The 21,889-nt window shown below is 66.6% G+C and carries 23 protein-coding genes, 1 tRNA gene and 1 pseudogene; 10 read left to right on the top strand and 15 right to left on the bottom strand.

Going from position 1 to position 21,889, the window contains the following annotated elements:
• Nucleotides 1-282 precede the first annotated feature (282 nt).
• A complete protein-coding gene (locus tag FR943_RS10140; RefSeq protein WP_217156525.1) occupies nt 283-1,920 on the top strand; it encodes an IS1634 family transposase in 1,638 nt (545 codons plus the stop codon).
• Here FR943_RS10140 and FR943_RS26650 read toward each other — a convergent pair.
• The 3 genes from FR943_RS26650 to FR943_RS26375 all read right to left on the bottom strand — a co-directional run bounded on the left by FR943_RS26650 (nt 1,917) and on the right by FR943_RS26375 (nt 4,131).
• Entirely contained in the window at nt 1,917-2,042 is a 126-nt protein-coding gene (locus FR943_RS26650) for a hypothetical protein (protein ID WP_275957445.1), read from the bottom strand. The genes FR943_RS10140 and FR943_RS26650 overlap by 4 nt on opposite strands.
• A 145-nt stretch (nt 2,043-2,187) precedes the next feature.
• Nucleotides 2,188-3,606, bottom strand: coding sequence for an RNA/DNA-binding domain-containing protein (locus FR943_RS10135; RefSeq protein ID WP_217156523.1), 1,419 nt, complete (start codon nt 3,604-3,606; stop codon nt 2,188-2,190).
• Nucleotides 3,607-3,738: 132 nt separating this feature from the next.
• Entirely contained in the window at nt 3,739-4,131 is a 393-nt protein-coding gene (locus tag FR943_RS26375) for a hypothetical protein (protein ID WP_246584953.1), read from the bottom strand.
• Here FR943_RS26375 and FR943_RS26370 point away from each other — a divergent pair.
• A pseudogene (locus tag FR943_RS26370) lies at nt 4,033-4,410 on the top strand (tyrosine-type recombinase/integrase); the annotation flags it as partial. The gene FR943_RS26375 and the pseudogene FR943_RS26370 sit on opposite strands and share 99 nt — an antisense overlap.
• A gap of 239 nt (nt 4,411-4,649) precedes the next feature.
• On the opposite strand, the gene FR943_RS10125 reads toward FR943_RS26370, so the two are convergent.
• The 3 genes from FR943_RS10125 to pgm all read right to left on the bottom strand — a co-directional run bounded on the left by FR943_RS10125 (nt 4,650) and on the right by pgm (nt 7,663).
• A tRNA-Ala gene (locus FR943_RS10125) sits at nt 4,650-4,722 on the bottom strand.
• A 56-nt stretch (nt 4,723-4,778) separates the two neighbouring features.
• Nucleotides 4,779-6,020 carry an MFS transporter gene (locus tag FR943_RS10120; RefSeq protein WP_217156521.1) on the bottom strand — a complete coding sequence of 414 codons (1,242 nt, stop codon included), beginning with the start codon at nt 6,018-6,020 and terminating at the stop codon, nt 4,779-4,781.
• Nucleotides 6,017-7,663, bottom strand: a complete 1,647-nt coding sequence (pgm, locus tag FR943_RS10115; RefSeq protein ID WP_217156519.1) for a phosphoglucomutase (alpha-D-glucose-1,6-bisphosphate-dependent) — start codon at nt 7,661-7,663, stop codon at nt 6,017-6,019. Before pgm ends, FR943_RS10120 begins: the two co-directional genes overlap by 4 nt.
• Before the next feature lie 71 nt (nt 7,664-7,734).
• Between pgm and crcB (FR943_RS10110) the strand changes: the two genes are divergently transcribed.
• Genes crcB (FR943_RS10110) through mbtN form a run of 6 tightly spaced genes read left to right on the top strand, consistent with a single transcriptional unit; the run spans nt 7,735 to nt 12,664 of the window.
• Nucleotides 7,735-8,133 carry a fluoride efflux transporter CrcB gene (gene crcB, locus FR943_RS10110; RefSeq protein WP_217156518.1) on the top strand — a complete coding sequence of 133 codons (399 nt, stop codon included), beginning with the start codon at nt 7,735-7,737 and terminating at the stop codon, nt 8,131-8,133.
• Nucleotides 8,130-8,495, top strand: coding sequence for a fluoride efflux transporter CrcB (gene crcB, locus FR943_RS10105; protein WP_217156516.1), 366 nt, complete (start codon nt 8,130-8,132; stop codon nt 8,493-8,495). The genes crcB (FR943_RS10110) and crcB (FR943_RS10105) overlap by 4 nt, the downstream gene beginning before the upstream one ends.
• Complete coding sequence (locus FR943_RS10100) at nt 8,492-9,571, top strand: DUF190 domain-containing protein (RefSeq protein WP_217156514.1); 1,080 nt, start codon at nt 8,492-8,494, stop codon at nt 9,569-9,571. The genes crcB (FR943_RS10105) and FR943_RS10100 overlap by 4 nt, the downstream gene beginning before the upstream one ends.
• Nucleotides 9,572-9,621: 50 nt before the next feature.
• Nucleotides 9,622-9,915 carry a mycobactin biosynthesis acyl carrier protein MbtL gene (gene mbtL / locus FR943_RS10095; RefSeq protein WP_275957444.1) on the top strand — a complete coding sequence of 98 codons (294 nt, stop codon included), beginning with the start codon at nt 9,622-9,624 and terminating at the stop codon, nt 9,913-9,915.
• A gap of 5 nt (nt 9,916-9,920) precedes the next feature.
• Nucleotides 9,921-11,492 (top strand): long-chain-fatty acid--ACP ligase MbtM, encoded by a 1,572-nt coding sequence (gene mbtM / locus FR943_RS10090; RefSeq protein ID WP_218045534.1) that lies wholly within the window; start codon nt 9,921-9,923, stop codon nt 11,490-11,492.
• The gene (gene mbtN, locus FR943_RS10085; protein WP_217156509.1) at nt 11,489-12,664 is read left to right on the top strand and encodes a mycobactin biosynthesis acyl-ACP dehydrogenase MbtN; all 1,176 of its coding nucleotides are present in this window, start codon (nt 11,489-11,491) and stop codon (nt 12,662-12,664) included. Before mbtM ends, mbtN begins: the two co-directional genes overlap by 4 nt.
• A 14-nt stretch (nt 12,665-12,678) precedes the next feature.
• Here mbtN and FR943_RS10080 read toward each other — a convergent pair whose 3' ends face one another.
• Both FR943_RS10080 and FR943_RS10075 read right to left on the bottom strand, forming a co-directional pair.
• On the bottom strand, nt 12,679-13,320 hold the full coding sequence (locus FR943_RS10080) for a GNAT family N-acetyltransferase (RefSeq protein ID WP_217156507.1): 642 nt from the start codon (nt 13,318-13,320) through the stop codon (nt 12,679-12,681).
• 60 nt (nt 13,321-13,380) lie between these two features.
• Entirely contained in the window at nt 13,381-13,740 is a 360-nt protein-coding gene (locus FR943_RS10075) for a DUF488 domain-containing protein (protein ID WP_217156505.1), read from the bottom strand.
• Between the two features lie 19 nt (nt 13,741-13,759).
• On the opposite strand from FR943_RS10075, the gene FR943_RS10070 reads away from it, so the two are divergent.
• On the top strand, nt 13,760-13,951 hold the full coding sequence (locus FR943_RS10070) for a hypothetical protein (protein ID WP_217156504.1): 192 nt from the start codon (nt 13,760-13,762) through the stop codon (nt 13,949-13,951).
• A 23-nt stretch (nt 13,952-13,974) separates the two neighbouring features.
• Here FR943_RS10070 and nagA read toward each other — a convergent pair whose 3' ends face one another.
• Together nagA and FR943_RS10060 are read right to left on the bottom strand one after the other, a co-directional pair.
• Entirely contained in the window at nt 13,975-15,120 is a 1,146-nt protein-coding gene (nagA, locus tag FR943_RS10065) for an N-acetylglucosamine-6-phosphate deacetylase (protein WP_217156502.1), read from the bottom strand.
• A gap of 18 nt (nt 15,121-15,138) precedes the next feature.
• Complete coding sequence (locus FR943_RS10060; RefSeq protein ID WP_217156500.1) at nt 15,139-15,609, bottom strand: PTS sugar transporter subunit IIA; 471 nt, start codon at nt 15,607-15,609, stop codon at nt 15,139-15,141.
• Nucleotides 15,610-15,742: 133 nt separating this feature from the next.
• On the opposite strand from FR943_RS10060, the gene FR943_RS26860 reads away from it, so the two are divergent.
• Nucleotides 15,743-17,260 carry a PTS transporter subunit EIIC gene (locus FR943_RS26860; protein WP_217156498.1) on the top strand — a complete coding sequence of 506 codons (1,518 nt, stop codon included), beginning with the start codon at nt 15,743-15,745 and terminating at the stop codon, nt 17,258-17,260.
• Nucleotides 17,261-17,359: 99 nt separating this feature from the next.
• Here the strand turns inward: FR943_RS26860 and FR943_RS10050 are convergent, their stop codons facing one another.
• From FR943_RS10050 to FR943_RS10030, 5 genes are all read right to left on the bottom strand, one after another.
• Nucleotides 17,360-18,031 (bottom strand): hypothetical protein, encoded by a 672-nt coding sequence (locus tag FR943_RS10050; RefSeq protein WP_217156496.1) that lies wholly within the window; start codon nt 18,029-18,031, stop codon nt 17,360-17,362.
• 73 nt (nt 18,032-18,104) lie between these two features.
• On the bottom strand, nt 18,105-18,662 hold the full coding sequence (locus tag FR943_RS10045; protein ID WP_217156488.1) for a chorismate mutase: 558 nt from the start codon (nt 18,660-18,662) through the stop codon (nt 18,105-18,107).
• Complete coding sequence (locus tag FR943_RS10040) at nt 18,662-19,714, bottom strand: LmeA family phospholipid-binding protein (protein WP_217156487.1); 1,053 nt, start codon at nt 19,712-19,714, stop codon at nt 18,662-18,664. Before FR943_RS10040 ends, FR943_RS10045 begins: the two co-directional genes overlap by 1 nt.
• A 62-nt stretch (nt 19,715-19,776) precedes the next feature.
• Nucleotides 19,777-20,943, bottom strand: coding sequence for a hypothetical protein (locus tag FR943_RS10035; protein WP_217156485.1), 1,167 nt, complete (start codon nt 20,941-20,943; stop codon nt 19,777-19,779).
• Nucleotides 20,936-21,886, bottom strand: a complete 951-nt coding sequence (locus FR943_RS10030) for a metal-dependent hydrolase (RefSeq protein ID WP_217156484.1) — start codon at nt 21,884-21,886, stop codon at nt 20,936-20,938. The genes FR943_RS10035 and FR943_RS10030 overlap by 8 nt, the downstream gene beginning before the upstream one ends.
• Nucleotides 21,887-21,889: the final 3 nt, after the last annotated feature.

Here is a 21,889-nt window from a genome sequence, read left to right as displayed (position 1 = left end):
GTTCGATCTCCATCGCACGGGGACCGGTGCCCGTGTCATCGAACAATTCGACGGCGGCACGAAGCACAGGCAGATCACGGGTCGTCCAGGTGTCGGCGGCCATGCGCGGAGTATCACGCAAGACGCCGACAACGCGTGGTAGCTGTTGTGACCTTCCCGGAGTTCACCGACGGCTCCTGACTTCGGACATGGATGGCGAGTTTTCGATCGGCTAGGGCTTTGACCTGTGGGTTCTCCTGTGCCGGTGCTGTGTTTGGGGTACTAGCCCGGTAGGTTCGGGCGGTGGCGTACGTGCGGAAGGTGCGCACGACCTCAGGCGCGGTGGCGGTGCAGGTCGCGCGCAAGGATCAGGGCCGTGTGGTGATCCTGGCGCATTTGGGTTCGGCGCATACCGATGCTGAGCTGGGCATTCTGCTGGATGCGGCCCGGCAGGTCGTGGCTGGTGGGCAGGCCGCACTCGATTTCGAGGTGGCCGCGCGTGCGCAGTCGATGACCGAGGTGGCCGACTTCCGCGCCGAGCGCTCACTGATCGCCGATCCGGCAAAGCCGGCTGTAGCGCCCGTTGTCCTGCCAGGGCGCACGATGGGCACGTGCTCACGACTGCTCTATGACGTCCTCGCGGGTGTCTACGACTGGCTCGGGTTCGGTGTGGTCGCCGACGACGTGTTCCGGGATCTGGTCATCGCCCGGATCGTGGAACCCACGAGCAAGGCCGACGCCGAGCGGGTGTTGACCGATCTGGGCGTATCGACGGTGTGTTACCGCACGATGGCCCGTCATCTCGACCTGGTCGGACCGGGCGGGTATCGGGATGCGATCGCCACCAAATGCTTTGACTACAGCAGTGATTGCGGTGGCCTGTCCCTTCTGCTCCACGACGTAACGACGCTCTATTTCGAGGCCGAGAACGAGGACGAACGGCGCAAAGTAGGGTTCAGCAAAGAGCGGCGCATTGACCCTCAGATCGTTGTCGGTCTGCTCGTCGACCGGACCGGATTCCCTTTGGAAATCGGGTGTTTCGAAGGTAATACCGCCGAGACTACGACCATCGTGCCGATCATCACCGGCTTCCTGGAGCGTCACGGCCTGCAGGACACGCCGATGGTCGTGGCCGCTGACGCCGGGATGCTGTCGCAGAGCAATCTGAAAGCGCTCGACGAGTTGGGCCTGTTGTTCATCGTGGGCTCGCGGGTTACGAAAGCGCCCGGGGATCTGGAGTCCCATTTCCATTGGAACGGCGATGTTTTCGCCGATGGCCAGGTGATCGACACCGTCACTCCCCGGCACGGCAACACCAAGGTCAACGACACCAGGCTGCGTGCTGAACCCGTCTGGGATCGCGAGCACGATTCCGGGGCGTGGCGGGCGATCTGGTCGTACTCGGCCAAACGGGCGCGGCGTGACCAGAAGACGCTTGCGGCCCAGGAGGCCCGGGCACGGGCGATCGTGGCCGGGGACAAGAAGGCCAAGGCCGCGCGATTCGTGAAGGTCCGCGGTGATGACCGCAGCCTCGATGAGGCCAACCTCGCCCGCGCCCAATCCCTGATCGGCCTCAAGGGTTACGTGACCAACGTGCCGATCACAGTCATGCCCGCCGCCGAGGTGATCGCCAAGTACCACGACCTGTGGCACGTGGAGAAGTCATTTCGCATGTCCAAGAGCGACCTTCGTGGCCGGCCGATGTTTCACCACACCCGTGCGGCGATCGAGGCACACCTGACCATCGTGTTCACCGCCCTGGCCGTCGCCCATTCCATCCAGTCGCGCACCGGACTGTCCATCGCCAAGGTCGTCAAGCTACTCCGGCCACTGCGCAGCGCCACCATCAACATCAACGGGGCGACCCAGACATTCCCGCCGGCCATTCCCGACGCGCAGCGCCAGATCTTGACCGACCTCGGCATCAAACCTGGGTACTAGGCCAAATGTCCGAACTCAGGTTCGATCTCCATCGCACGGGGACCGGTGCCCGTGTCATCGAACAATTCGACGGCGGCACGAAGCACAGGCAGATCACGGGTCGTCCAGGTGTCGGCGGCCATGCGCGGAGTATCACGCAAGACGCCGACAACGCGTGGTAGCTGTTGTGACCTTCCCGGAGTTCACCGACGGCTAGTAGAGGGATTTGCAGCCTATCCACCGGTGACGATCGGGCTGAGCGTAGGTGTTGATCCGCGGACGGACACATCAGTTGGTTCCGGATACGGCCGCCAGTTGCGTTGCGAAATTCTGACCCTTTTGATAGGCAGCTTTGTTGCCGCCAAGACCGGGAACTCGTTCTATCGCATTCATTTTCATTAGGCGCTTAAACACTTCTTTCGCCGTGTTCTCGGAGGTGATACCGGTAAGCTCCCGCAATTTTGCATTAGCGATCGTGTCGTTATCTCGAAGGTACTCAAGGCAAATCGACTCGGGTGATCCAAGTCGTTCGTGGCGGATTGTTACTAGAACTGAGCTTTCACGTTCCTCAATCTGAGGATTTTTCAACTTCAGTGCGCGCATTGCGCCAAACGCCGTGTTCAAACCCTCGCCGACGTCCTTGTTTGGCGCATCCGGAAACTTGTTTATATACCTAACGATCGCGCCATTTCGCGAGTATCGTTGATCGAGGATGTTCTCGGGCGTTATGTGGGCCGGGAGCCTTCCTGGACTTTCGATCTCGATACGGTTGTCGAAAATTCGTACATGGATGTCGTCGGCTATCGAGTAGTCCCTGTGGATTACGGCGTTGGTGACGATCTCGTGGATCGCCTCCTTGGGGTAGTTGATTGTCGACATGCCGTCTGCATTGACGGCCCGCGATGCCTCCACGACTTCTACGACTTTGGCTACGGCACTGTAGATCTGCCTGTAGAGGCAGCCTTCGATTGTAATTGGATCGAAGTCAAGCGTGTCCCTTGTGCCTTCAGCCAACGTCGTTCTGTATCGGTAAATTTTCACGCCACTACGTTTCGGCAATGCAGCTTGCGGCTCATCTGAGAACAACAGAACTGCGGCTACTGTAGGAAGGCTACCGAGTACCAGCAATTGTTTCTTGAGCCACGGCTCCGGATCCGCCGATGGAATTAAATCAATCAGAAACGTGATGATCGCTTCCGAATTTGTAAGGTACTCAATCGGATACTGGATCGTCTCTGACTCAAATGAGACTACGCCCTTGGCGAGTTCTAGGTTTCGAATATCTTCCTCGGTTGTTACCGGAAGATTCTGGGCGCCGCGCCGTTTGTAGATCTTTCCATCAACCGCCTTCTTGATTGAAGCTGACTTATCGATCTCAATATGCAGAATCAAGCCTGTCTGCGACTCTGCACTCAAGAACTCATAACGGTGGTCGCCGCCGAGTGGAAAGACACTTTCGAACGCCTGTATGTGGCCGTTCGCCGCCTCGGCGTTCGCAAAACCTTCCCAACGGTGCCCTTGTCCAGCCTGGCCTTCGGCGATGCCAACGAAGAGTTCGCCGCCATCGGCATTTGCGAATGCCGCCAGTGATCGTGTCAGCTTTCCGGGAGCGACGGCGGTAGCTTTCAGGTCAACAAAATGCCCTTCCTCGAGACGGAGCGCCTTCGCCACGTCTGCATCAGACACCGCAACCACGTTGATTGTCATGCGCGAAAGTGTAGAAAGCAGTTCAACTGTTCGCCGGTGCCCGGCTTCGCCGGTGTGTCGTGGCCCGGCATCGGTGTACTCCCACCTGCTACTGGATCGAGCGGTTTCTACGCTCCCGCGCGCGGCGGTTTATCAGCGACGTGACCGACGGTTCCGTGTCCTGCTCGGCGCGAGCGGCTTCGGCGCGCACGACGCGGGCGAGCGTGTCGCGGTCAGGCCGTCCTCCCAGCGTGCGGGCGTACCCGCGGCGCATCGGGTCACGGCTGCGCCGAGCTGACTCGACCGGCGAGCCGACCGCTGACCGACAGGGTGCACGAGCACGTCGTGTGCGACGACGAGTGCCGCCAGGCTGTCGGGCTGGTGTTGCCCTGCCTGCACGTGGCGACACACCGCCTCGCCGGGTGCTTCGCGCTGACGCTGCTCGGGTTGCGCCGCGAGGAAGTCGGCGGGCTGCGGTGGCAGGACATCGACCTCGATACCGGCGCGCTGCGGATCCGCCAGGCTCGCGTCGACGTCAACGGCCACGACACCATCGTGACCCCGAAAACCGACCGCAGCTCGCGAGATCTCCCGCTACCCCCGCGCGAGTTGGCGATGCTCAAGTCCATGCGTGCGGTGCACCTCCGCGAGCGCCTGGCGGTCGGCCGCCCATTGGCCGATAGCGATCTGCTGCTGTTACGGACCGACGGGACTCCCCTGCCGGTGCAAGAGTACAGCCGCGAGTTCTCTGCTCAGCGCAAGGCGACCGGACTGAAGGCAATCACGCTCGGCAAGCTGCGGCACTCGAATATCTCGCGGATGCGCGCAGCGGGGATCTCAGCTGACGTCGTCGCGGCCGGGCACGGCCACACCGATCGCATGACGCTAGGCCGTCTACGGCCGGGTGACCGACGACCGCCTGACCGCGGCCTCGGCGGTGTTTTCGACCCCGGTAGGACAGACCCCGGCGGTAGGACAAGGCTAGGACAATCGCCACCGCGAACGGCCTTACCAGCTAACGAGAAAACCCGCCTCGACCGAAGTCAGAGCGGGTTTTTCAAACGTGGAGCTAAGGGGATTCGAACCCCTGACCCCCACACTGCCAGTGTGGTGCGCTACCAACTGCGCCATAGCCCCGTTTGTCGTGCTCAACGAAATTACACCACACCGGCCGTCTAGCCCAAAACGGCAGCTCAGGGCAGCTCGTCGGCGGAATCCGGGCCCAGCGGGCGGGCCGGCGTGTGCTCGTGTGAGGCTTTCGGACGAGTCTCCGGGGCGAAGAGCCAGCCCACCGCCGCGGCCAGCAGGATGACCCCGGTCACGACGAACGCCGTGCCGTAGTTCACCCGCAGCGCGATCTGGCCCACGGCGAACGAGCCCACGATGCCGCCCAGATCCGACATCATCTGGAAGGTCGCCACCGCCGTCCCGCCGCGCGCCTTGTTGCCGACGACGTCGGCCACCGCGGCCTGCTGCGGCGACACGAAGATGCCCGTCGCCGCGCCGGTGATGTAGGCCGCCACCAGGAACAGCAGCAACGATCCGGTGAACCCGACCGCGACCGTCGCCAGCGCCGAGACCGCCAGCCCGATGATCACCAAACCTCGTCGCCCCATCCGATCGGACAGGTATCCGCTGGGCACCACCGCCGAGACGTTGCCGATCGCGAAGGTCGCCAACGCGAGCCCGGCCGCCCCGGTGCTGCGTCCCAAAACGTCGACGACGAAAAGCGGCACCAGCGCGATGCGCAGCCCGATGGAGGACCAGCCGGTGGCGAAGTTGGAGAACAGCGCCGCGCGGTAGGCCGGATGCCGCAACACCTCTCGCAGCGACACCGTCGGCGCATCGTCCTCGGCCGGGGCGGCCAGCTCGGAATTGCGCAGCGTCACGAACACCACGACCGCGGCCACCAGCAGCGCCACCCCGTAGATCAGGAACGGCGCCGACAACCCCAGCCCGGCAGTCACGCTGCCCAACATCGGGCCACCGACCGAACCCACCAGGAACCCCGAGGCGAACAGTCCCGCGACCCGGCCGCGGGCATCTGGCGGCGAGATCCGGATCATCAGGCCCAGCGAGGACACCGTGAACATCGCCGAACCCACCCCGCCCAGCGATCGGAACAGCAGCAGCTGCGCGTAGGTCTCGGCGAAGGCGCACGCCCCGGTGGACACCGCAACGATCAGCAGGCCGCTGATGTAGACCCGGCGCTCCCCCAGCCGCTGCACCAGAAAGCCGGCCGGCGGTGCTCCGACCAGACGCATGGCCGCGAACGCGGTGATCACAAAGGTGGCCGCGGCGATGCTGACGTCGAAGTGGCGGGCATACGACGGCAGCACCGGGGCCACGACGCCATAGCCCAACGCCACGACGACATTCGCGCAGACCAGAAGCCAAACCTCGCGCGGAAGCCGGGCAGTGGTCGGTGCGGTCACCCGATGACTGTATTGACCACGTCCTTGGCGGCCTGCTGCACCTCCGCCAGATGGTCAGCTCCCAGGAAGGACTCGGCGTAGATCTTGTACACGTCCTCGGTGCCCGACGGCCGTGCGGCGAACCAGGCGTTCTCGGTGGTGACCTTCAGCCCGCCCAGGGCCGCGCCGTTGCCCGGTGCGGCGGTCAGTTTGGCGGTGATCGGCTCACCGGCCAGCTCGGTGGCCTTGACCTGCTCGGATGACAGCTTGGCCAGCCGGGCCTTCTGCTCGCGGTCGGCCGGCGCATCGATCCGCGCATAGGTCGGCGCCCCGTAGCGCTCGGCCAGTTCGGCATAGCGCTGCGACGGTGTCTTCCCGGTGACCGCCAGGATCTCCGAGGCCAGCAGCGCCAGGATGATGCCGTCCTTGTCGGTGGTCCAGGTCGTGCCGTCGGTGCGTAGGAACGAGGCCCCCGCACTTTCCTCGCCGCCGAAACCGATGCCGCCGCCGATCAGTCCGTCGACGAACCACTTGAACCCGACCGGCACCTCGACCAGTTTGCGATCCAGCCCGGCCACCACCCGGTCGATGATCGAACTGCTCACCACCGTCTTGCCGACCGCGGTGGCCGCCGGCCAGTCCGGGCGATGGGTGTAGAGGTAGTCGATCGCCACGGCCAGGTAGTGATTGGGGTTCATCAGCCCGCCGTCGGGGGTGACGATGCCGTGCCGGTCGGAGTCGGCGTCGTTGCCGGTGGCGATCTGGTATTCGTCGGGGTTGGCGACAACTTTCCGAAGAAGCGAGGCCATGGCGTTCGGCGAGCTGCAGTCCATCCGGATCTTGCCGTCGGTGTCCAGGGTCATGAACCGCCAGGTGGCGTCCACCAGCGGGTTCACCACGGTCAGATCCAGGTTGTAGCGCTCACCGATCGCGCCCCAGTAGTCGACGCTGGCCCCGCCCAGCGGGTCGGCACCGATGCGGATGCCCTCGGCCCGGATCGCGTGCAGGTCCACCACATTGGCCAGATCCGCGACGTAGGCATCCAGGTAGTCGTGGCGCTGGGCGGTCTGCAGCGCCCGCGCCAACGGCATGCGTTTGACGTCCTTGAACCCGGCGCGCAGGATCTCGTTGGCCCGCTTGGCAATCCACCCGGTGGCGTCGGTGTCGGCGGGTCCACCGTTGGGCGGGTTGTATTTGAAGCCGCCATCGCGCGGCGGGTTGTGCGAGGGGGTGACGACGATGCCGTCTGCCAAGTCCGCATCGCGGCCCCGGTTGAAAGTCAGGATGGCGTGGCTGACGGCGGGTGTCGGGGTGTAGCGATCGGCCGAATCGATCATCGCAACAACATCGTTGGCGGCCAGCACCTCCAGCGCCGAGGCCCAGGCCGGCTCCGACAGCGCATGGGTGTCGCGGCCGAGGAACAACGGGCCGGTGGTGCCCTGGGCGGCCCGGTACTCGACGATGGCCTGGGTGGTGGCCAGGATGTGGCCTTCGTTGAACGCGGTGTCCAAGCTGGATCCACGATGCCCGGAGGTGCCGAACACCACCTGCTGCGCGACATCGTCGGGATCGGGGCGCCGGGTGTAGTACGCGGTCACCACCGCTGCGATGTCGATCAGATCCTCGGGTTGAGCCGGTTGTCCGGCACGGGGATTGGCAGCCATGGTCTGTCATTCTGCTCCCGAACGGATGTCGGTGCCGGGCAGTTGCGCGCCGGCGGCCATACTTTTGGCTTATGTCCGGCCACGACCCCCGAGAATTGGCCGCGGTGTTCGTCGGCGGCGCACTGGGCACGCTGGCCCGCGCCGGGCTGACCGTGCTGGCGCCGCCCGCGCCCGGCCATTGGCCCTGGCCCACCTTCGTCGTGAACATCGCCGGGGCGTTTCTGCTCGGCTACTTCACCACCAGGCTGCTGGAACGACTGCCGGTATCCAGCTACCGCAGGCCGCTGTTGGGCACCGGCCTGTGCGGCGGGCTCACAACGTTCTCCACGATGCAGGTCGAGACCATCACGATGCTCGAGCACGGCCACTGGGCGTTGGCGGTCGGTTACACCGCGGCCAGTATCGCCGCCGGTCTGCTGGCGGTGGCGATCGCGACCGCGATGGTGCGCAGGGCGGCGGTGAGCCGGTGACCGCAGTGGTGTGGACCGGGGTGATGCTGCTCGGCGGCGCGGGGGCGGTCTGCCGGTTTCTGCTCGACCGCGCGGTGTCCGCCCGTCACACCCGCGGGTTTCCGTTCGGCACCCTGGCGGTCAACCTGAGCGGCGCCTTTCTGCTCGGTTTCCTGGGCGGCCTGGCCCTGCAACCGCACGCCGCCCTGCTCGCCGGCACCGCCTTCGTCGGTTCCTACACCACGTTCTCCACCTGGATGCTGGAAACCCAGCGCCTGGGCGAGGAACGTCGAGTCTGGCCGGCGGTGGCCAACCTCGCCGTCAGCGTGGCGCTGGGTCTGGCCGCGGCCTGGCTGGGGATGTCACTGGGGAGCCAGCTGTGACCACTACCGATTACCTCAAACTGACCGCCTACTTCGCCGAGCGGCTACGCCACGAGCACCGCTTCGTCGCCGACACCCTGCTGGACCTCTACGGGGGAAGCGACATCGTCATCAGCGTGATGCTGCGCGGCATCGCCAGCTTCGGCCCACATCACCACCTGCGCACCGACGAAACACTGACCGGCTCGGAGGACCCGCCGATCACCATCGCGGCTGTCGACGCCGCCGACAAGATCGCCGCGCTGGCCGAGCAGACCGTGGCGCTGGTCCCCCGCGGGCTGATCACCCTGGAGCGGGCCCGGCTGATCCGTCGCGAGACACCGCCGGCGCACCCACCGGCATCGACCGATTTCGCCAAGCTCACGGTGTACGTCGGCCGTCATCACCGGGTGGGCGGGGCGCCCGCCTACCGCGCGGTGTGCGACCTGCTGCATCAGCGCGGCTTCGCCGGGGCGACGGTGTTCCTCGGGGTGGACGGCACCGCACACGGTCAGCGCCGGCGCGCAGCGTTCTTCAGCCGCAACACCGAGGTGCCACTGATGATCATCGGGCTGGGTACCGGCGATCAGGTGAATGCGGTCCTCGGCGAACTCACCGGGTTGTTGACGAACCCGCTGATCACCGTCGAACGGGCGCAGCTGTGCAAACGGGGCGGGCGGGTGCTGACCCGCCCGGCCGAGTTGCCGCCGCACGACGCGCAGGGCCGGCCGCTGTGGCAGAAGTTGATGGTGTCCACCGCCGAGACTGCCCAGCATGACGGCGTGCCCATCCACCGGGCGATCGTCCGGCGGCTGCTGCAGTCCGGGACTGCCGGCGGGGCCACCGTGCTCCGTGGCGTCTGGGGCTACTCCGATTCGGGCAGGCCGCACGGCGACCGGCTGTTCCAGTGGGGACGACAGGTGCCGGTGACCACTGTCGTGGTGGATACGCCCGAACGTATCGCCGGGGCCTTCGACATCATCGACGAACTCACCGGCGAGCAGGGCGTGGTCAGCGCGGAGATGGTGCCCTCGGCAACCGTCGTCGATGCCGGCCGCCGCGTCGGCGGCACCGATCCGGCCCACTTCAGCTACTGAGTCTCCGTTATCGAGCTCACAACAAGCTTGGTAAGGCTAGCCTATATTTTTTGCGGGGTGTAGCGTCCCACCCCATGCAGTCGACAACACCCGAAGCGGTCAGCGCCGCCCTCACCGAGATCCTTCGCGACGACATGAACGTCGACGTTCGCCGGGTGACCAGGGAATCCCGCCTGGTCGACGACGCCGGACTGGATTCCGTGGCGTTTGCCGTCGGCATGGTGGCGATCGAAGACAAGCTCGGCGTCGTGTTGTCCGAGGAAGATCTGCTCAGCTGCGACACCATCGGTGACCTGGAAGCGGCGATCCTGGCGAAAGTGCCTGCCGCGCAGAGCAACCAGTGAGCGTACTGACCACGGCCCTGGCCGCCGCGCTGACCACGACCGACCGCGACCTCGTGCTGTACGACCCAGACACCCGTACCTGGGCTCGTCATCCGTGGGGCGAGATCTATGCCCGCGCCGAGAACGTCGCCGAACAGATCGGCAACGACGGCTCCACGGCCGTCGGCGTGGTGGGTGAGCCCACCGTGACCGGCGTCGCGGCGATCTTCGGCGCCCTGCTCGCCGGCGCCGGGCTGTCCGTGTTGCCGGGCCCCATCCGCGGGGCCGACACCGCCCAGTGGGCGACGGCCACAGCCAACCGCTTCACCGGCATCGGTATGGGCACCGTGTTCAGCCACGGCAACGAGCTGGACTTGCTGCGGTCGGCCGATTCCGCATTGAAGATCCACCACGACGCGGACATCGCCCACGCGCAGCGCTCGGCCTCGCTGCCGCTGGACGCCCAAGGGAGCCCCGCCGCTGTCCTGCAGGGCACCGCGGGCTCCACCGGCACGCCCCGCACCGCGCAGATGCCCCCCTCGGCCGTGCTGGCCAACCTGCACGGCCTTGGCGAGCGGATCAGCTTGTCGCGCAACGACATCGGCTGTTCCTGGCTGCCCCTCTACCACGACATGGGCCTGGCGTTCCTGCTCGCCGGCGCCGTTCACGGCATCGAGGTGTGGCAGGCGCCGACCTCGGCGTTCGCCGCCTCCCCGTTCAGCTGGGTGCGGTGGCTGACCGAGAGCCGCGCCACCCTGACCGCCGCGCCGAACATGGCTTACGGCCTGATCGGCAAGTATTCACGCCGGCTGAGCGATCTGGACCTCTCGGCCGTGCGGTTCGCGCTCAACGGTGGCGAACCGGTCGACTGCGCGGCCACCAGCCTGTTCGGCACCGAGCTGGCCCGGTTCGGATTCAACCCCGGGGCCCTGTCCCCGTCTTACGGTATGGCCGAATCATCCTGTGCGGTCACCGTTCCCGTCCCCGGACGCGGCGTCGTCATCGACGAGATCACCGTCGCCACCGACGCCGGGTCCAACCGGCAGCAACTCGCTGTTCTCGGTGACGCCATCAGCGGCATGCAGGTGCGGCTGCGGCCCAGCGAGGACAACGCCGGCATCGTCGACCGCGAGGTCGGCGAAATCGAGATCCGCGGCACCTCGATGATGTCCGGCTATCTCGGCCAGCCCGCGCTCGACCCCGACGACTGGTTCGCCACCGGCGATCTGGGCTATTTCGTCGACGGTGGGCTGGTGGTGTGCGGACGCACCAAGGAACTGATCACCGTCGCCGGGCGCAACATCTTCCCCACCGAGATCGAGCGGGTCGCCGCTCAGGTCAAGGGAGTGCGTGACGGCGCAGTGGTGGCCGTGGGCGCCGACGAGAAAGCAGTTCGGTCCGGACTGGTGATCGCAGCGGAGTTCCGCGGAGCCGACGAGGCCGGAGCCCGCAGTCAGATCATCCAGCAGGTGGCCTCGGAGTGCGGCATCGTGCCCGCCGATGTGGTCTTCCTGGCACCGGGCTCCCTTCCCCGCACCTCCTCGGGCAAGCTGCGCCGCCTGGAGGTCAAACGACAGATGGAGACAGCGAAGTCATGACCACGCTCACGCCGACGCCGACGCCTGCCACCACCACCATCGACGAATACCGGGACTTGCTCGAGCGGGTCTTCGACGATCAGGTCGCCGCCTGGGTCACCGAAGCCGAACAGACCGAACGCTTTCCGCGTCAGCTCATCGAGCATCTGGGCCGTAACGGCGTGTTCACCGAGAAGTGGGGCGACGGCCAGCAACCCGACATCGCCAAGCTGATCGAGTTGGCGTTCGCCCTCGGCCGGACCGGGTCAGCCGGCATCGGTGTGGGTGTCAGCCTGCACGATTCGGCGATCGCGCTGCTGCGCCGCTTCGGCAAGTCCGACCACCTGCGCACCATCTGCGAACAGGCCGTCCGCGGCGAGGCGGTGCTGTGCATCGGCGCCTCCGAGGAATCCGGTGGCTCGGACCTCCAGATCGTGGAGACCGAAGTCCGTACTGCCCGAGATGGTTTCGAGATCAAGGGCATCAAGAAGTTCGTCTCCCTCTCGCCGGTCGCCGACCACATCATGGTGGTCGCCCGCAACGTCGACCACGACCCGACGAGCCGGCACGGCAACGTCGTCGTCATCGCCGTGCCGACCGCACAGGTCGAGGTGCAGACGCCCTACCGCAAGGTCGGCAACGGTCCGCTGGACACCGCCGCGGTGCACATCGACACCTGGGTGCCCGCCGACCATCTGGTCGCGCGGGCCGGAACCGGGCTGGCGGCGATCTCCTGGGGACTGGCCCACGAACGGATGTCGATTTCCGGGCAGGTCGCCTCAGGATCCCAGCGGATCCTCGGAATCACATTGGCGCGGATGATGAAACGTCGCCAGTTCGGTCACAGCCTGTACGAGCACCAGGCACTGCGGATGCGGATCGCCGATCTGCAGGCCCGCGTCGACCTGCTGCGCTACGCGCTGGCCGGCATCGCCACACAGGGCAAGCTCGATCTGCGGGCCGCCGCGGCCTTCAAGGTGACCGCCGCCCGGCTCGGCGAGGAAGTCGCCTCCGAGTGCATGCACATCTTCGGCGGGTCCGGCTATCTCGTCGACGAGACGCCGCTGGGCAAGTGGTGGCGCGACATGAAACTGGCCCGAGTCGGGGGCGGCACCGATGAGGTGCTGTGGGAGCTGGTGGCCGCCGCCATGAAGCCCGATTACGACGGCTACGCCGAATTCGCCGGAGCCTGAACCAGTCCCGGGATTTACCCGGCGGCGCCGAAGGCGTCGCCGGGGGTCCGCGGTAGCGCATACAGGGCCATGCGCCGGTTGGACATCTGGTGCTCGCCCAGGAATTCGCAACCGGCCCATTCGCACAGCCGGCGCGCACCGGTGTTGCGATGGTCCGGATCGAACATGATCCGGCGGCAATCCGGTTCCAGCTCGAACACACTGGCCACGATGCGCGGCAACAGGATCGGGCCCATGCCGCGGTTGACGAACCGCAGATCGGCGATCGCGGCGTGCATGCCGACGTCGTGCGGGTCGGCGGCGTAGCGGGGGGCGATGGAATCCTTGGCCGCCCGGTACAACTCGACATAGCCGGCGGGCTTGCCGCGGAAGCTGGTGATCAGCGGCCGCGAGTACTGGCCGTCGAGCTGGGCCTGCAGGTATCGCCGCCAGCGGTCCGGCGCCCAGTCGTACTCCCAGGCCTCCACCAGGTGTGGCCGGTTCATCCACTCCGACACCAGCTCGGCATCGGCGCCGGCGTCGGCCAACCGGATGTCGTAAGGCTCGGCGAGCACCGGAATCGGCGGGGCGTCAACCGCGCGCACCGCATCGGTGATGTCGGTCAGCTCGCGCTTGAGTACGGGGGCTTCTGTCACGTCGGTATCGATCTCGGTCATTTGAGCGCCGAGCCTACCGTAGCGACTGAGGGTAGGTTTACCTTCCTCCTCGTCCCGGACTCAGCCGAGCAGCTTCGCCAAGACACTCAACTGGCTGAGCTCCAGATCGCGGGTGGCCGTCACCAGCGTGACCGGGCCGTCGTGCACCATGCCCCGCAACTGCTCGAGGGCCTCAGCCGCCTCCCCGGACTGCAGTTCCTTGGTGTAACGCACGGCGAACTCGTCGTACCGCTCCGGCTTGTGGTCATACCAGTGGCGCAGGTCGGTCGACGGCGCGATCGCCGGTAACCAATGACCCACCCGCGGGTCGGTCTTCTTCATGCCCCGCGGCCACAGCCGGTCGGCCAGCACCCGCTGCCCTTCGCCGGGTTCGGGCTGCTCATAGACCCGCGCCAACCGCACCTGCGCTGTGGATCCCATGGCATGCCATGGTAGTTCCATGACAGTCGACCGCGTTGCCGATCTCCAGCGGTGGGAGGACTCCGGCGGTCATTGGCGGGTCCTGGCCCGGACCCGCGATGGCCTCACCCTTGCCCTGCTGCGATGCGACGGCGGTGAGGAAGCCGACCGGTTCACGTCATGCGATCCGCGCCTGCTGGAATTCGTCGGCGAGCGCTCCGGCAGCGAATAGCGGCCGAGCGACCCCGGCCCGGGCTACCCGACCGGTGCCGAGACCCATTCCCCGCGACGCAGCACGGCGGTGACGTTCAGCTCGGCATCCAAGACGACGAGATCGGCCGCAGCGCCGCGACACAGGCCCTGGCACGGCAGTCCGAGCGCCCGCGCCGGGTTGATCGAAGCTTGACGGATACCGAGCAGCGTGGCCTCATCGCCCGTCAAACCACTGTGGGCCACCGCAAACCGGACCACCTCGTCCATCGTCGCCGTGCTGCCGGCCACCGTGTCGGTGCCGCCGACGAGCGCCACACCGTCGGTGACGTCGACTTCAACCGGCCCCAGGCGGTAGTGGCCGTCGGGCATCCCGGTGGCCGACATCGCGTCGGTGATCAGCGACACCCGGTCGCGCCCCACCGTGCGGGTGACATGACGGTAGATCGCCGGAGCCAGGTGCACCCCGTCTGCGATGACCTCGACGGTGACGGCAGGCTCTTCCATCAACGCCATCGCCGGGCCGGGTTCACGCCGGTCGATCGGCCGCATGGCGTTGAACAGGTGTGTGCCCACCGTGGCACCGGCGGCTATCGCGGCGCGGGTCTGTTCGTAGGTCGCCTCGGTATGGCCGACCGCCACCACCACGCCGGCGTCGACGAACCGACGGATCGCGGCCAGCGCGCCGGGCCGTTCGGGCGCGATCGTCACCATCCGCACCGTTCCGGCCGCCGCCGTGAGCAGTCGGTCGATCTCCGCCGGGTCCGGGTCGCGCATCAGTGCGGGTTGATGCGCCCCACACCGCACCGTCGACAACCACGGGCCCTCCAGGTGGATGCCGTCGATGAGCCCGGCACCCACCTGCTGCGCCAGCTCCGAGACCTGATGCAGCAGATCGTCCGGGGTGGCGGTGACCAGGGAGGCGAACAGGGTGGTGGTTCCGTGCCTACGGTGCAGCGTGACCGCGGCCGACGTGTCGGCATCCGAGGCGGCCGAGAAGCTGCCTCCGCCTCCGCCGTGCACGTGGGTGTCGACGAACCCCGGCACCACGGTGACCGGGCCGAGATCGTGATCCGCGGGCCGCGGCGGTGCACCCGGGCCCACCGCCGTCACCCGCTCGCCCGACACGTCGATCCACCCCGGCCGCAGCAGTTCTGCGCCCGTGATCAGGGTGTCGGCGGTCAACAGCACACTGATGATCCTGTTCGGCTAGGTGGTTGCCGTGAAAAGTTCTGCGCCCGAGGCGATCTCATCCCCGGCCCGGACCGCATCGGCCACGACCACGTTGTTCGGGTCACGTTCGTCCATGACCACGACGGGAACGATCGGGTTGAGGCCCTTGGCTTCGACCACGGAGACGTCGTAGGTGATCACCACCTGGCCGGCGGTCACGTCGTCCCCCTGGCGGACATGCGCGGTGAAACCGTCGCCGTTCATCGTCACGGTGTCCAACCCCAGATGCACCAGGACGCCGACGCCGTCGTTCGTGACGATCACGTAGGCATGCGGCATCAGCTTCAACACTTTGCCGCTGACCGGGGCGATCGCATCGACCACGCCGCGCGCCGGGTCCACCGCAGCGCCGTGGCCGACCATCCCCGCCGAGAACACGGGGTCGGCGACGTCCTTGAGTGCTACCGCACGTCCAGGGACGGGGGCGAGTACTCGACTCGTGCTCACTGTGGTGGCTCCTTTGCTCTGCGCCAACAATAACGAGCGTGACCGAAAGAGGGTCTCGGGCTCCCCGGTTGTCGTCTAAGCTTCCGCCCAGTTCCGGGACCGGCCTGCCCGAAGCCAGGAGGGCGACACATCGATGAGCAGTACCACCAAATCTGAAGGTACGCAGCGCAAACCGAGCATGAACGTCCGCGGTTTCGGGCAGCTGCAGCGACTCGGCAAGAGCCTGATGCTGCCGATCGCCGTGCTGCCGGCCGCCGGGATTCTGCTGCGGCTGGGCCAGCCCGACCTGCTGGGGCGGATCGACTCCCCGGTCATCGGCCCGTTCTTCAAGGCCATGAGCGCCGCCGGTGACGCACTGTTCAGCAATCTGGCCCTGCTGTTCGCCGTCGGTGTGGCGATCGGTTTCGCCCGCAAGGCCGACGGGTCGACGGCGCTGGCCGCCGTGGTGGGGTACCTGGTCACCGAGGCCGTTTTCACGACCATGTCACCGATGGTGCTGGCCGGCGAGGTGGACAAGGCCGGCGATCAGGCCCAGATCAACTACAGCGTGTTCGCCGGCATCGTGATCGGCCTCCTCACCGCGTGGCTGTTCGACCGCTACCACACCATCCAATTACCGTCCTATCTCGGCTTTTTCGGTGGCCGACGGTTCGTGCCGATCGTGGTGTCGCTGGCCAGCCTGCTCGTCGCCTTCGTGATGAGCTACTTCTACCCGATCTTCGATGCCGGGCTGACCGCACTCGGCCGGTTCATCGGTGCCAGCGGGGCGCTGGGCGCGTTTGTCTACGGCTTTGCTAACCGCATGCTCATTCCCTTCGGCCTGCACCACATTCCGAACTCATACGTGTGGTTCATCTACGGCGACTACCAGTCGCCGGATGGCTCGGTGGCCACCGGCGAGCTGACCCGGTTCGCCGCCGGCGACCCGACCGCGGGCATCCTCACCTCCGGGTTCTATCCCATCCTGATGTTCGGACTGCCCGCCGCGGCGCTGGCGATGATCTTGGCCGCCAACCGCAAACAGCGAAAGCTGGCGGTCGGCATCCTGTCCGCGGCCGCCCTGACCGCGTTCCTCACCGGGGTCACCGAACCACTCGAGTTTGCGTTTATGTTCGTCGCGTTCCCGCTCTACGTCATCCACGCGGTGCTGACCGGATTGTCGTTGGCCATCGCCTACCTGCTCGACATCCATCTGGGCTTCTCGTTTTCCGCGGGCCTGATCGACCTGTTGCTCTACGGTGGTGCGCCGGCGGCGAAGAACGTCTGGCTCCTGGTCGGACTGGGAGTGGTGTTCTTCGTCGTCTATTTCGTGTTGTTCTACGTCGCGATCACCAAGTGGAACATGCGGACCCCGGGCCGCGAACCCGAGACCGAATTCGAGAACGAAGAAAGGGCGAACCTCAGCGTCGACCCCGACGCCGACTCGGCCACCGAACAGCTCATTGCCGCGTTCGGCGGCCGGGAGAACCTGGTGAACGTGGATGCCTGCATCACCCGGCTACGCATGGAGGTCGCCGATACCGGCAAGGTCGATCACGACCGGCTGAAAACGCTTGGTGCCGCAGGCGTCATCGAAGTCGGCAACAGCGTGCAGGCGGTGTTCGGCACGGATTCAGAGGCGCTGAAGAACGCCATCGCAGACAGCCTGTGACGCTGCACCGACCTCAGGCCGACAGCAGCCGCTGGAAGAAATCGCAATGGCGGGTGAGGGCCACGCGAAGATCTTCGGTGGGCTGGTTCGTCCGGGCGGTCAGGCCCGCGCCTCCTTCGTCGAATCCGTGCCGGCTTCGTTCGTGTCCGCCGCACGCCGGGCCCGGGTGTCGTGTTCGCCCTGGGCCACATGCTCGGCAGTCTGGGCGCCGGGCCCGGCCTGGGTCCCGGGCACTGCGCCGACCAACTGCTCGAACAGGGCGCGATAGTGCACGAGTGCCTCACGTTGCGCCTCGGTGCCGATCTCACCCTGTTCTTGGGCAAGGTGCAGGATGTGCGCCGAGCGGTAGTGCTCGACCACCTTGGGATGATCGACCGAGATGTCAGCAGCACGCTGCTCGAAATCGTCTATCGGGTAACCTCGTTCGCGCATCACCTCGGTCACCAGGCGATCCGCCTCGCCGACCGACTTCGCCGGGTTGTCGACGAACCCGGCCTGGGTCACGGCCCACGCTTCGACGTACCGTGTCCGGGATTCCGGCGTCAACTCATTGATCTTCAGCTTGTTGTGTTTGCGTTCGCGCGCAAGCAGTTCCCGCTCCGCTGCCCGTTGGCCGCCGGCTGATTCGACGGCGTGCTCATACTCCGGCCCGAACTGTTCCCTGAGCCGTTCACTGCGCTTCTGCCGCATCATCGCTGCGACCACGACCACCGCCAGCAACACGATGACCGCGGCAACCACGACGATGAGGATCCAACTCCATGTAGGCATTTCCTGACCTCCTGTGGCCAGGAATACCCGCCCACGGTCTACAGAAACGTCAATACTGGGCTGCCTCCGGCGGTCAGCGACAATACGACCTGGTGGCGTGGTCCAGCGCCCGCCGATACAGCGAATCCAGACCTCGCGCCGTGAGCACGCCATCGACGGCACTCGCCAGGTCCGCCGGGCACGACGGCGAATGCAGGGCCGGCCACCGGTCGGCGATCTCGTTCACCATCGTGCGGTTGAGCGCGTCGATGGCGCTGCGCGACGAGGCAAGGTCGGGTGCGCTCGCGGGCGCGGTCGCCGGATCCAGCTTCCACTGCGAAAACAGGCCGTACTCCACGGCGACGGTCGCGTCGATCTGGTCCCGGAACACCTGGCCCACGTAGGCCGGGTCGATGTGGCGGCCGGCGGCCTCGGCGGTGGTGGCGTCGATCACCTGCTGCTCGCGGCGCGGGTCTTCGATCGATCCGCCCGTGCGGAACTTGTTGGCGGCCACCGGTTCCGCAGTTTGCAAGCGCTGCGCTGCCGCGTCGACCAGTGGCAGCAGCGGGCTGGGGTCCTGCGCGCGGGCGAGTGGGGCGCCGAACAGCACCGAGAGCGTCAGCCCACCGACCACTGCGATTCGGGTCAGCATCAGAGCTTGGCGAAGCAGGCGTCGTCGGATTCGTCGTTGGGGATGGACGCGTTCTGGCTGGAGAACGTGCCCACCACCCCGGTGTCGGTCACCTCGACGCTGTCGGCCTGGATTCCCAACGGGTAGGCGTCGTTCAGCTTCGTGGTGAGGGTGGTCAGCGCCGTCTGCACCGTGTCTTTCTCGAACGGTCCGCTGACATCGGTGACCTGGAGTTCGAGGTCACCGTTGTCCACCACCGGCTTGGCCGTCACCCTGGTGTCGCCGACGGCCTGCAGGCTGATGGTTCCCGCGGCCGGATCGGTGCTGACATCGGAAACCAGGGCCCCGACGCCGGGCAGGTTCTCGGCCACCGTGTCTTTGATGCCGGCCGAGGTCCAGGTGAGCGTGGCGCTCAGAGCTCCGATGGTGCCCTTGGAAGATCCGTTGTCCTGCAACCGAATATCGGACAACGCCACCTCGGCCGTCATCCCCTCGGCGGCCTGTACCCGCTTGCCCCCGGTGCGCACCGAGATGTTGGTGTAGTGCCCGGTGAGGTGCTGCCACAGAAATGGTGGGTTGACGCCGAACGACACCGCGGCGGTGTCCTCCACGACGCATTCGGCCACGGCGACCAGCACCGAACCAGCCTTGTGCCGCGCATACAGTTCGGCACCGGTCAAGCCGATCACCAGTGCGGCCACCGCCATGACGGCGACCAGGATGATGCCCTGCGGGCTGCGCCATCGCGAGGGCGGCGGGGCCGGATCGGGCCGGCTGCCTCTGGGCCCGGCAGTGGCCGGCTGCTGGGGTGGCTGTCCCGCGGGGCGAGGAGCCGCCGGTGGCTGTGGCCGCGCGATCTTCTGCGTCGCGGCCTCCGGCGGCTGATTGCGGGCCCGGATCTGCTCGGTCGCGGGTTCCGGCGGCTGACGGCGCGCGCGGATCTGTTCGGTCGGCGCTTCGGGCCGCCCGGGACGGGGCAGCCGCCGGGTGGCCGGTTCGGGCGGTGGCACCGGTCCCCGACTCGGCCGACCGTGCCGGCCGGGGTCACCGGGGCGTTGCGGCGGTGTCGGCATCATCGCCATTCTGCCGCAACATCGGCGATGTCAACCCTGTGGCGCGCCTGTGGGCGTGCCGGTCACTCCGGTGCGGCAGCCAGCCCGGGGGCCACTGCATCGGGCCGTCGTTGCAGGTCGGCGGGATGCGCGGTGGCGGCCGCAGCGATCGAGAGCACGGCGATCAGCACGCACAACACGGTGTAGGTGAGGCTGCCGATCGGGTCGCCGTTGGCGGTGATGCCGTCGACCGCGCCGAAGTAGGCCGGCAGGGCGGTCAGCCACAGGATCACCATCACCGCCAGGTACACCGCTGCGTAGCGCAGGATGAGCGGGTTGGCGTACCGCACGGTTGCCGGATCGCGGTCCTTGCGCAGGCTCGACCATTGACCGAGCAGCACCGGAATCGCCACCACGGTCAGCACCACCAACTCGGCCGCATAGATGAACCCGCCGACGGTGGTGCTGCCCGAGATCGTCGTGCCCATGGTGGCGGGCAGGGGCAGCACGGCGGTGCCGATCGAGGCCAGCACACCGACCACAATGGTGCGGCCCACGATCTGCAGCCCGCTGAAGCTCTTGCCGTCGTCCACGTGGCGGCCGACGAACAACTGCACGCAGAACGCCAACGACATCGGCCACAGCGCGGCGAACACCACCACGCTGGGCAGCGGGACCGAGTCGAAGAACGGCTGGTTCATCGGGTGATCGAGAGTCCACTCCCACCACCGCAGTTGCGGCCCGATGTGGTCGAAGATCTCGTAGAACGCGTGGTGGACGAATCCGACGCAGATCGCGCCGATCAGCACACCGCGCCGGCGGAACACTCCGAGAATCCGGACGATCTCGTAGGCGACCGTCGCCATCATCGGATAGATCGCTACGATGTAGAGCGGGAGCCGGCCCCATAGGAAATCGACGGTGAACACGTTGTGGGCGAACATCGTGTCGACGTGTTCGCTGATCCCGAATGCCCCGGGGAAGTACAGCGGCGGCTCGATGATCAGCAGGTAGGCGATGGCGCCGAACCACAGCACCACGTTGGTCGGATCGTTGTGCCGACGCAGTCGCACGATCGCGTAGACCAGGGCCAGCACGGCGCCGGCGATCACCGTGAGCTCGAGTACCGGGAGCGTCCAGTTCTGAAGGCCGAACGGGTTGCGGAACTCGACCAGGCCCCCGGCGCTGTCACACGAAAAACCCAGGCGCTGCGCCAAACCCGCGAATGTCGGGGTACACAGGTCAGACATCCGCGGTGCTCGCTTTCTGCGCCGTGGCATCACCTGCGGTGTACCACTGGGTGACCTCGTAGCCGTCCTCGTAGCGCTGGAACCACTCGTCGGCCAGTGCCGGTAGTTTCTCGTGGGCCGGATTGTGGCCCGGAATCTGGCTGCGGACGACGCCGGTCACGGCGGTCAGCATCTCGCGCACCGGCAGATGCGCGAACGCGTTCTCCACCGGGCCGTCGTACGGGGTTTTGGTGAACGGAAGCTTTTGCAGCAGAGCCTTTCTCCGCGCCTGCATACCGAACATCGACACCGCGTCGATCTGGCGCTCCTCCAGTGGAACGTGCTTGTTGAAGCCTTCGGTGGCGATCTTGAGCACCGCCCAGACGTGTTTGAAGATCGACGGCGCGACCCGCATCCGGTACCACGGGTCGTCGGCCACCGCGTCGTAGATGATCAGCGCCGAGCTGCGGTGCTCGACCTCTTCGACGAAGTGCCACAGGAACAGTGACGCCACCCGGTCGTCCCCCGGAGCGAACAGCGTGTCGTCATGGTCGAGCATCAGCTTGAAGACCGGGGTGAACGTCGCTTCCAGGTCGGCGGTGTAGGCCAACCGGTACTTCAGCGGTGTCTCGGCGGTCAGGTCGTCGTACGCCTTGACCACCTCGTCGAGGGTCTCCTTGAGACCCGGGTAGGTCTTGATCAGGCCCTTGGCGTGCTGACGGTGGGCCATCGCGTGCTGGCCTTCCTGCCGCACGAAGGCCTGGGCCTCCTCGGCCACCTCCGGGTCGGTGATGAGCGGCATGGCTTCGGTGATCATCTGGCCGATCATCTTCTCGAACGCGATGGCCAGGAACGACACCGCATTGGCCATCGACGAGAACGCCGGGTTGGCCTCGTTCCACAGGAACGGGACGCGGTGGTCCGCGAACGCGAACCGCATCTTCCGCACGATCAGATCCGTCATGTG

It is taken from the genome of [Mycobacterium] fortunisiensis, assembly GCF_019050325.1.
Classification (GTDB): Bacteria; Actinomycetota; Actinomycetes; order Mycobacteriales; family Mycobacteriaceae; genus Mycobacterium; species Mycobacterium fortunisiensis.
Note: the sequence above shows the minus strand (reverse complement) of the source record. Positions and strands in the feature narration are given on the sequence as shown.

What these genes read in the sequence shown, in the direction of transcription:
- FR943_RS10030 (WP_217156484.1), bottom strand. Translation starts at nt 21,886, where the DNA reads ATGACGGATCTGATCGTGCGGAAGATGCGGTTCGCGTTCGCGGACCAC.
- FR943_RS26860 (WP_217156498.1), top strand. Translation starts at nt 15,743, where the DNA reads ATGAGCAGTACCACCAAATCTGAAGGTACGCAGCGCAAACCGAGCATG.
- FR943_RS10040 (WP_217156487.1), bottom strand. Translation starts at nt 19,714, where the DNA reads ATGCCGACACCGCCGCAACGCCCCGGTGACCCCGGCCGGCACGGTCGG.
- crcB (WP_217156518.1), top strand. Translation starts at nt 7,735, where the DNA reads ATGTCCGGCCACGACCCCCGAGAATTGGCCGCGGTGTTCGTCGGCGGC.
- FR943_RS10050 (WP_217156496.1), bottom strand. Translation starts at nt 18,031, where the DNA reads ATGCCTACATGGAGTTGGATCCTCATCGTCGTGGTTGCCGCGGTCATC.
- pgm (WP_217156519.1), bottom strand. Translation starts at nt 7,663, where the DNA reads ATGGCTGCCAATCCCCGTGCCGGACAACCGGCTCAACCCGAGGATCTG.
- FR943_RS10070 (WP_217156504.1), top strand. Translation starts at nt 13,760, where the DNA reads ATGACAGTCGACCGCGTTGCCGATCTCCAGCGGTGGGAGGACTCCGGC.
- FR943_RS10135 (WP_217156523.1), bottom strand. Translation starts at nt 3,606, where the DNA reads ATGACAATCAACGTGGTTGCGGTGTCTGATGCAGACGTGGCGAAGGCG.
- FR943_RS10035 (WP_217156485.1), bottom strand. Translation starts at nt 20,943, where the DNA reads ATGTCTGACCTGTGTACCCCGACATTCGCGGGTTTGGCGCAGCGCCTG.
- FR943_RS10080 (WP_217156507.1), bottom strand. Translation starts at nt 13,320, where the DNA reads ATGACCGAGATCGATACCGACGTGACAGAAGCCCCCGTACTCAAGCGC.
- FR943_RS10075 (WP_217156505.1), bottom strand. Translation starts at nt 13,740, where the DNA reads ATGGGATCCACAGCGCAGGTGCGGTTGGCGCGGGTCTATGAGCAGCCC.
- FR943_RS10045 (WP_217156488.1), bottom strand. Translation starts at nt 18,662, where the DNA reads ATGCTGACCCGAATCGCAGTGGTCGGTGGGCTGACGCTCTCGGTGCTG.
- FR943_RS26650 (WP_275957445.1), bottom strand. Translation starts at nt 2,042, where the DNA reads ATGGCCGCCGACACCTGGACGACCCGTGATCTGCCTGTGCTTCGTGCC.
- mbtN (WP_217156509.1), top strand. Translation starts at nt 11,489, where the DNA reads ATGACCACGCTCACGCCGACGCCGACGCCTGCCACCACCACCATCGAC.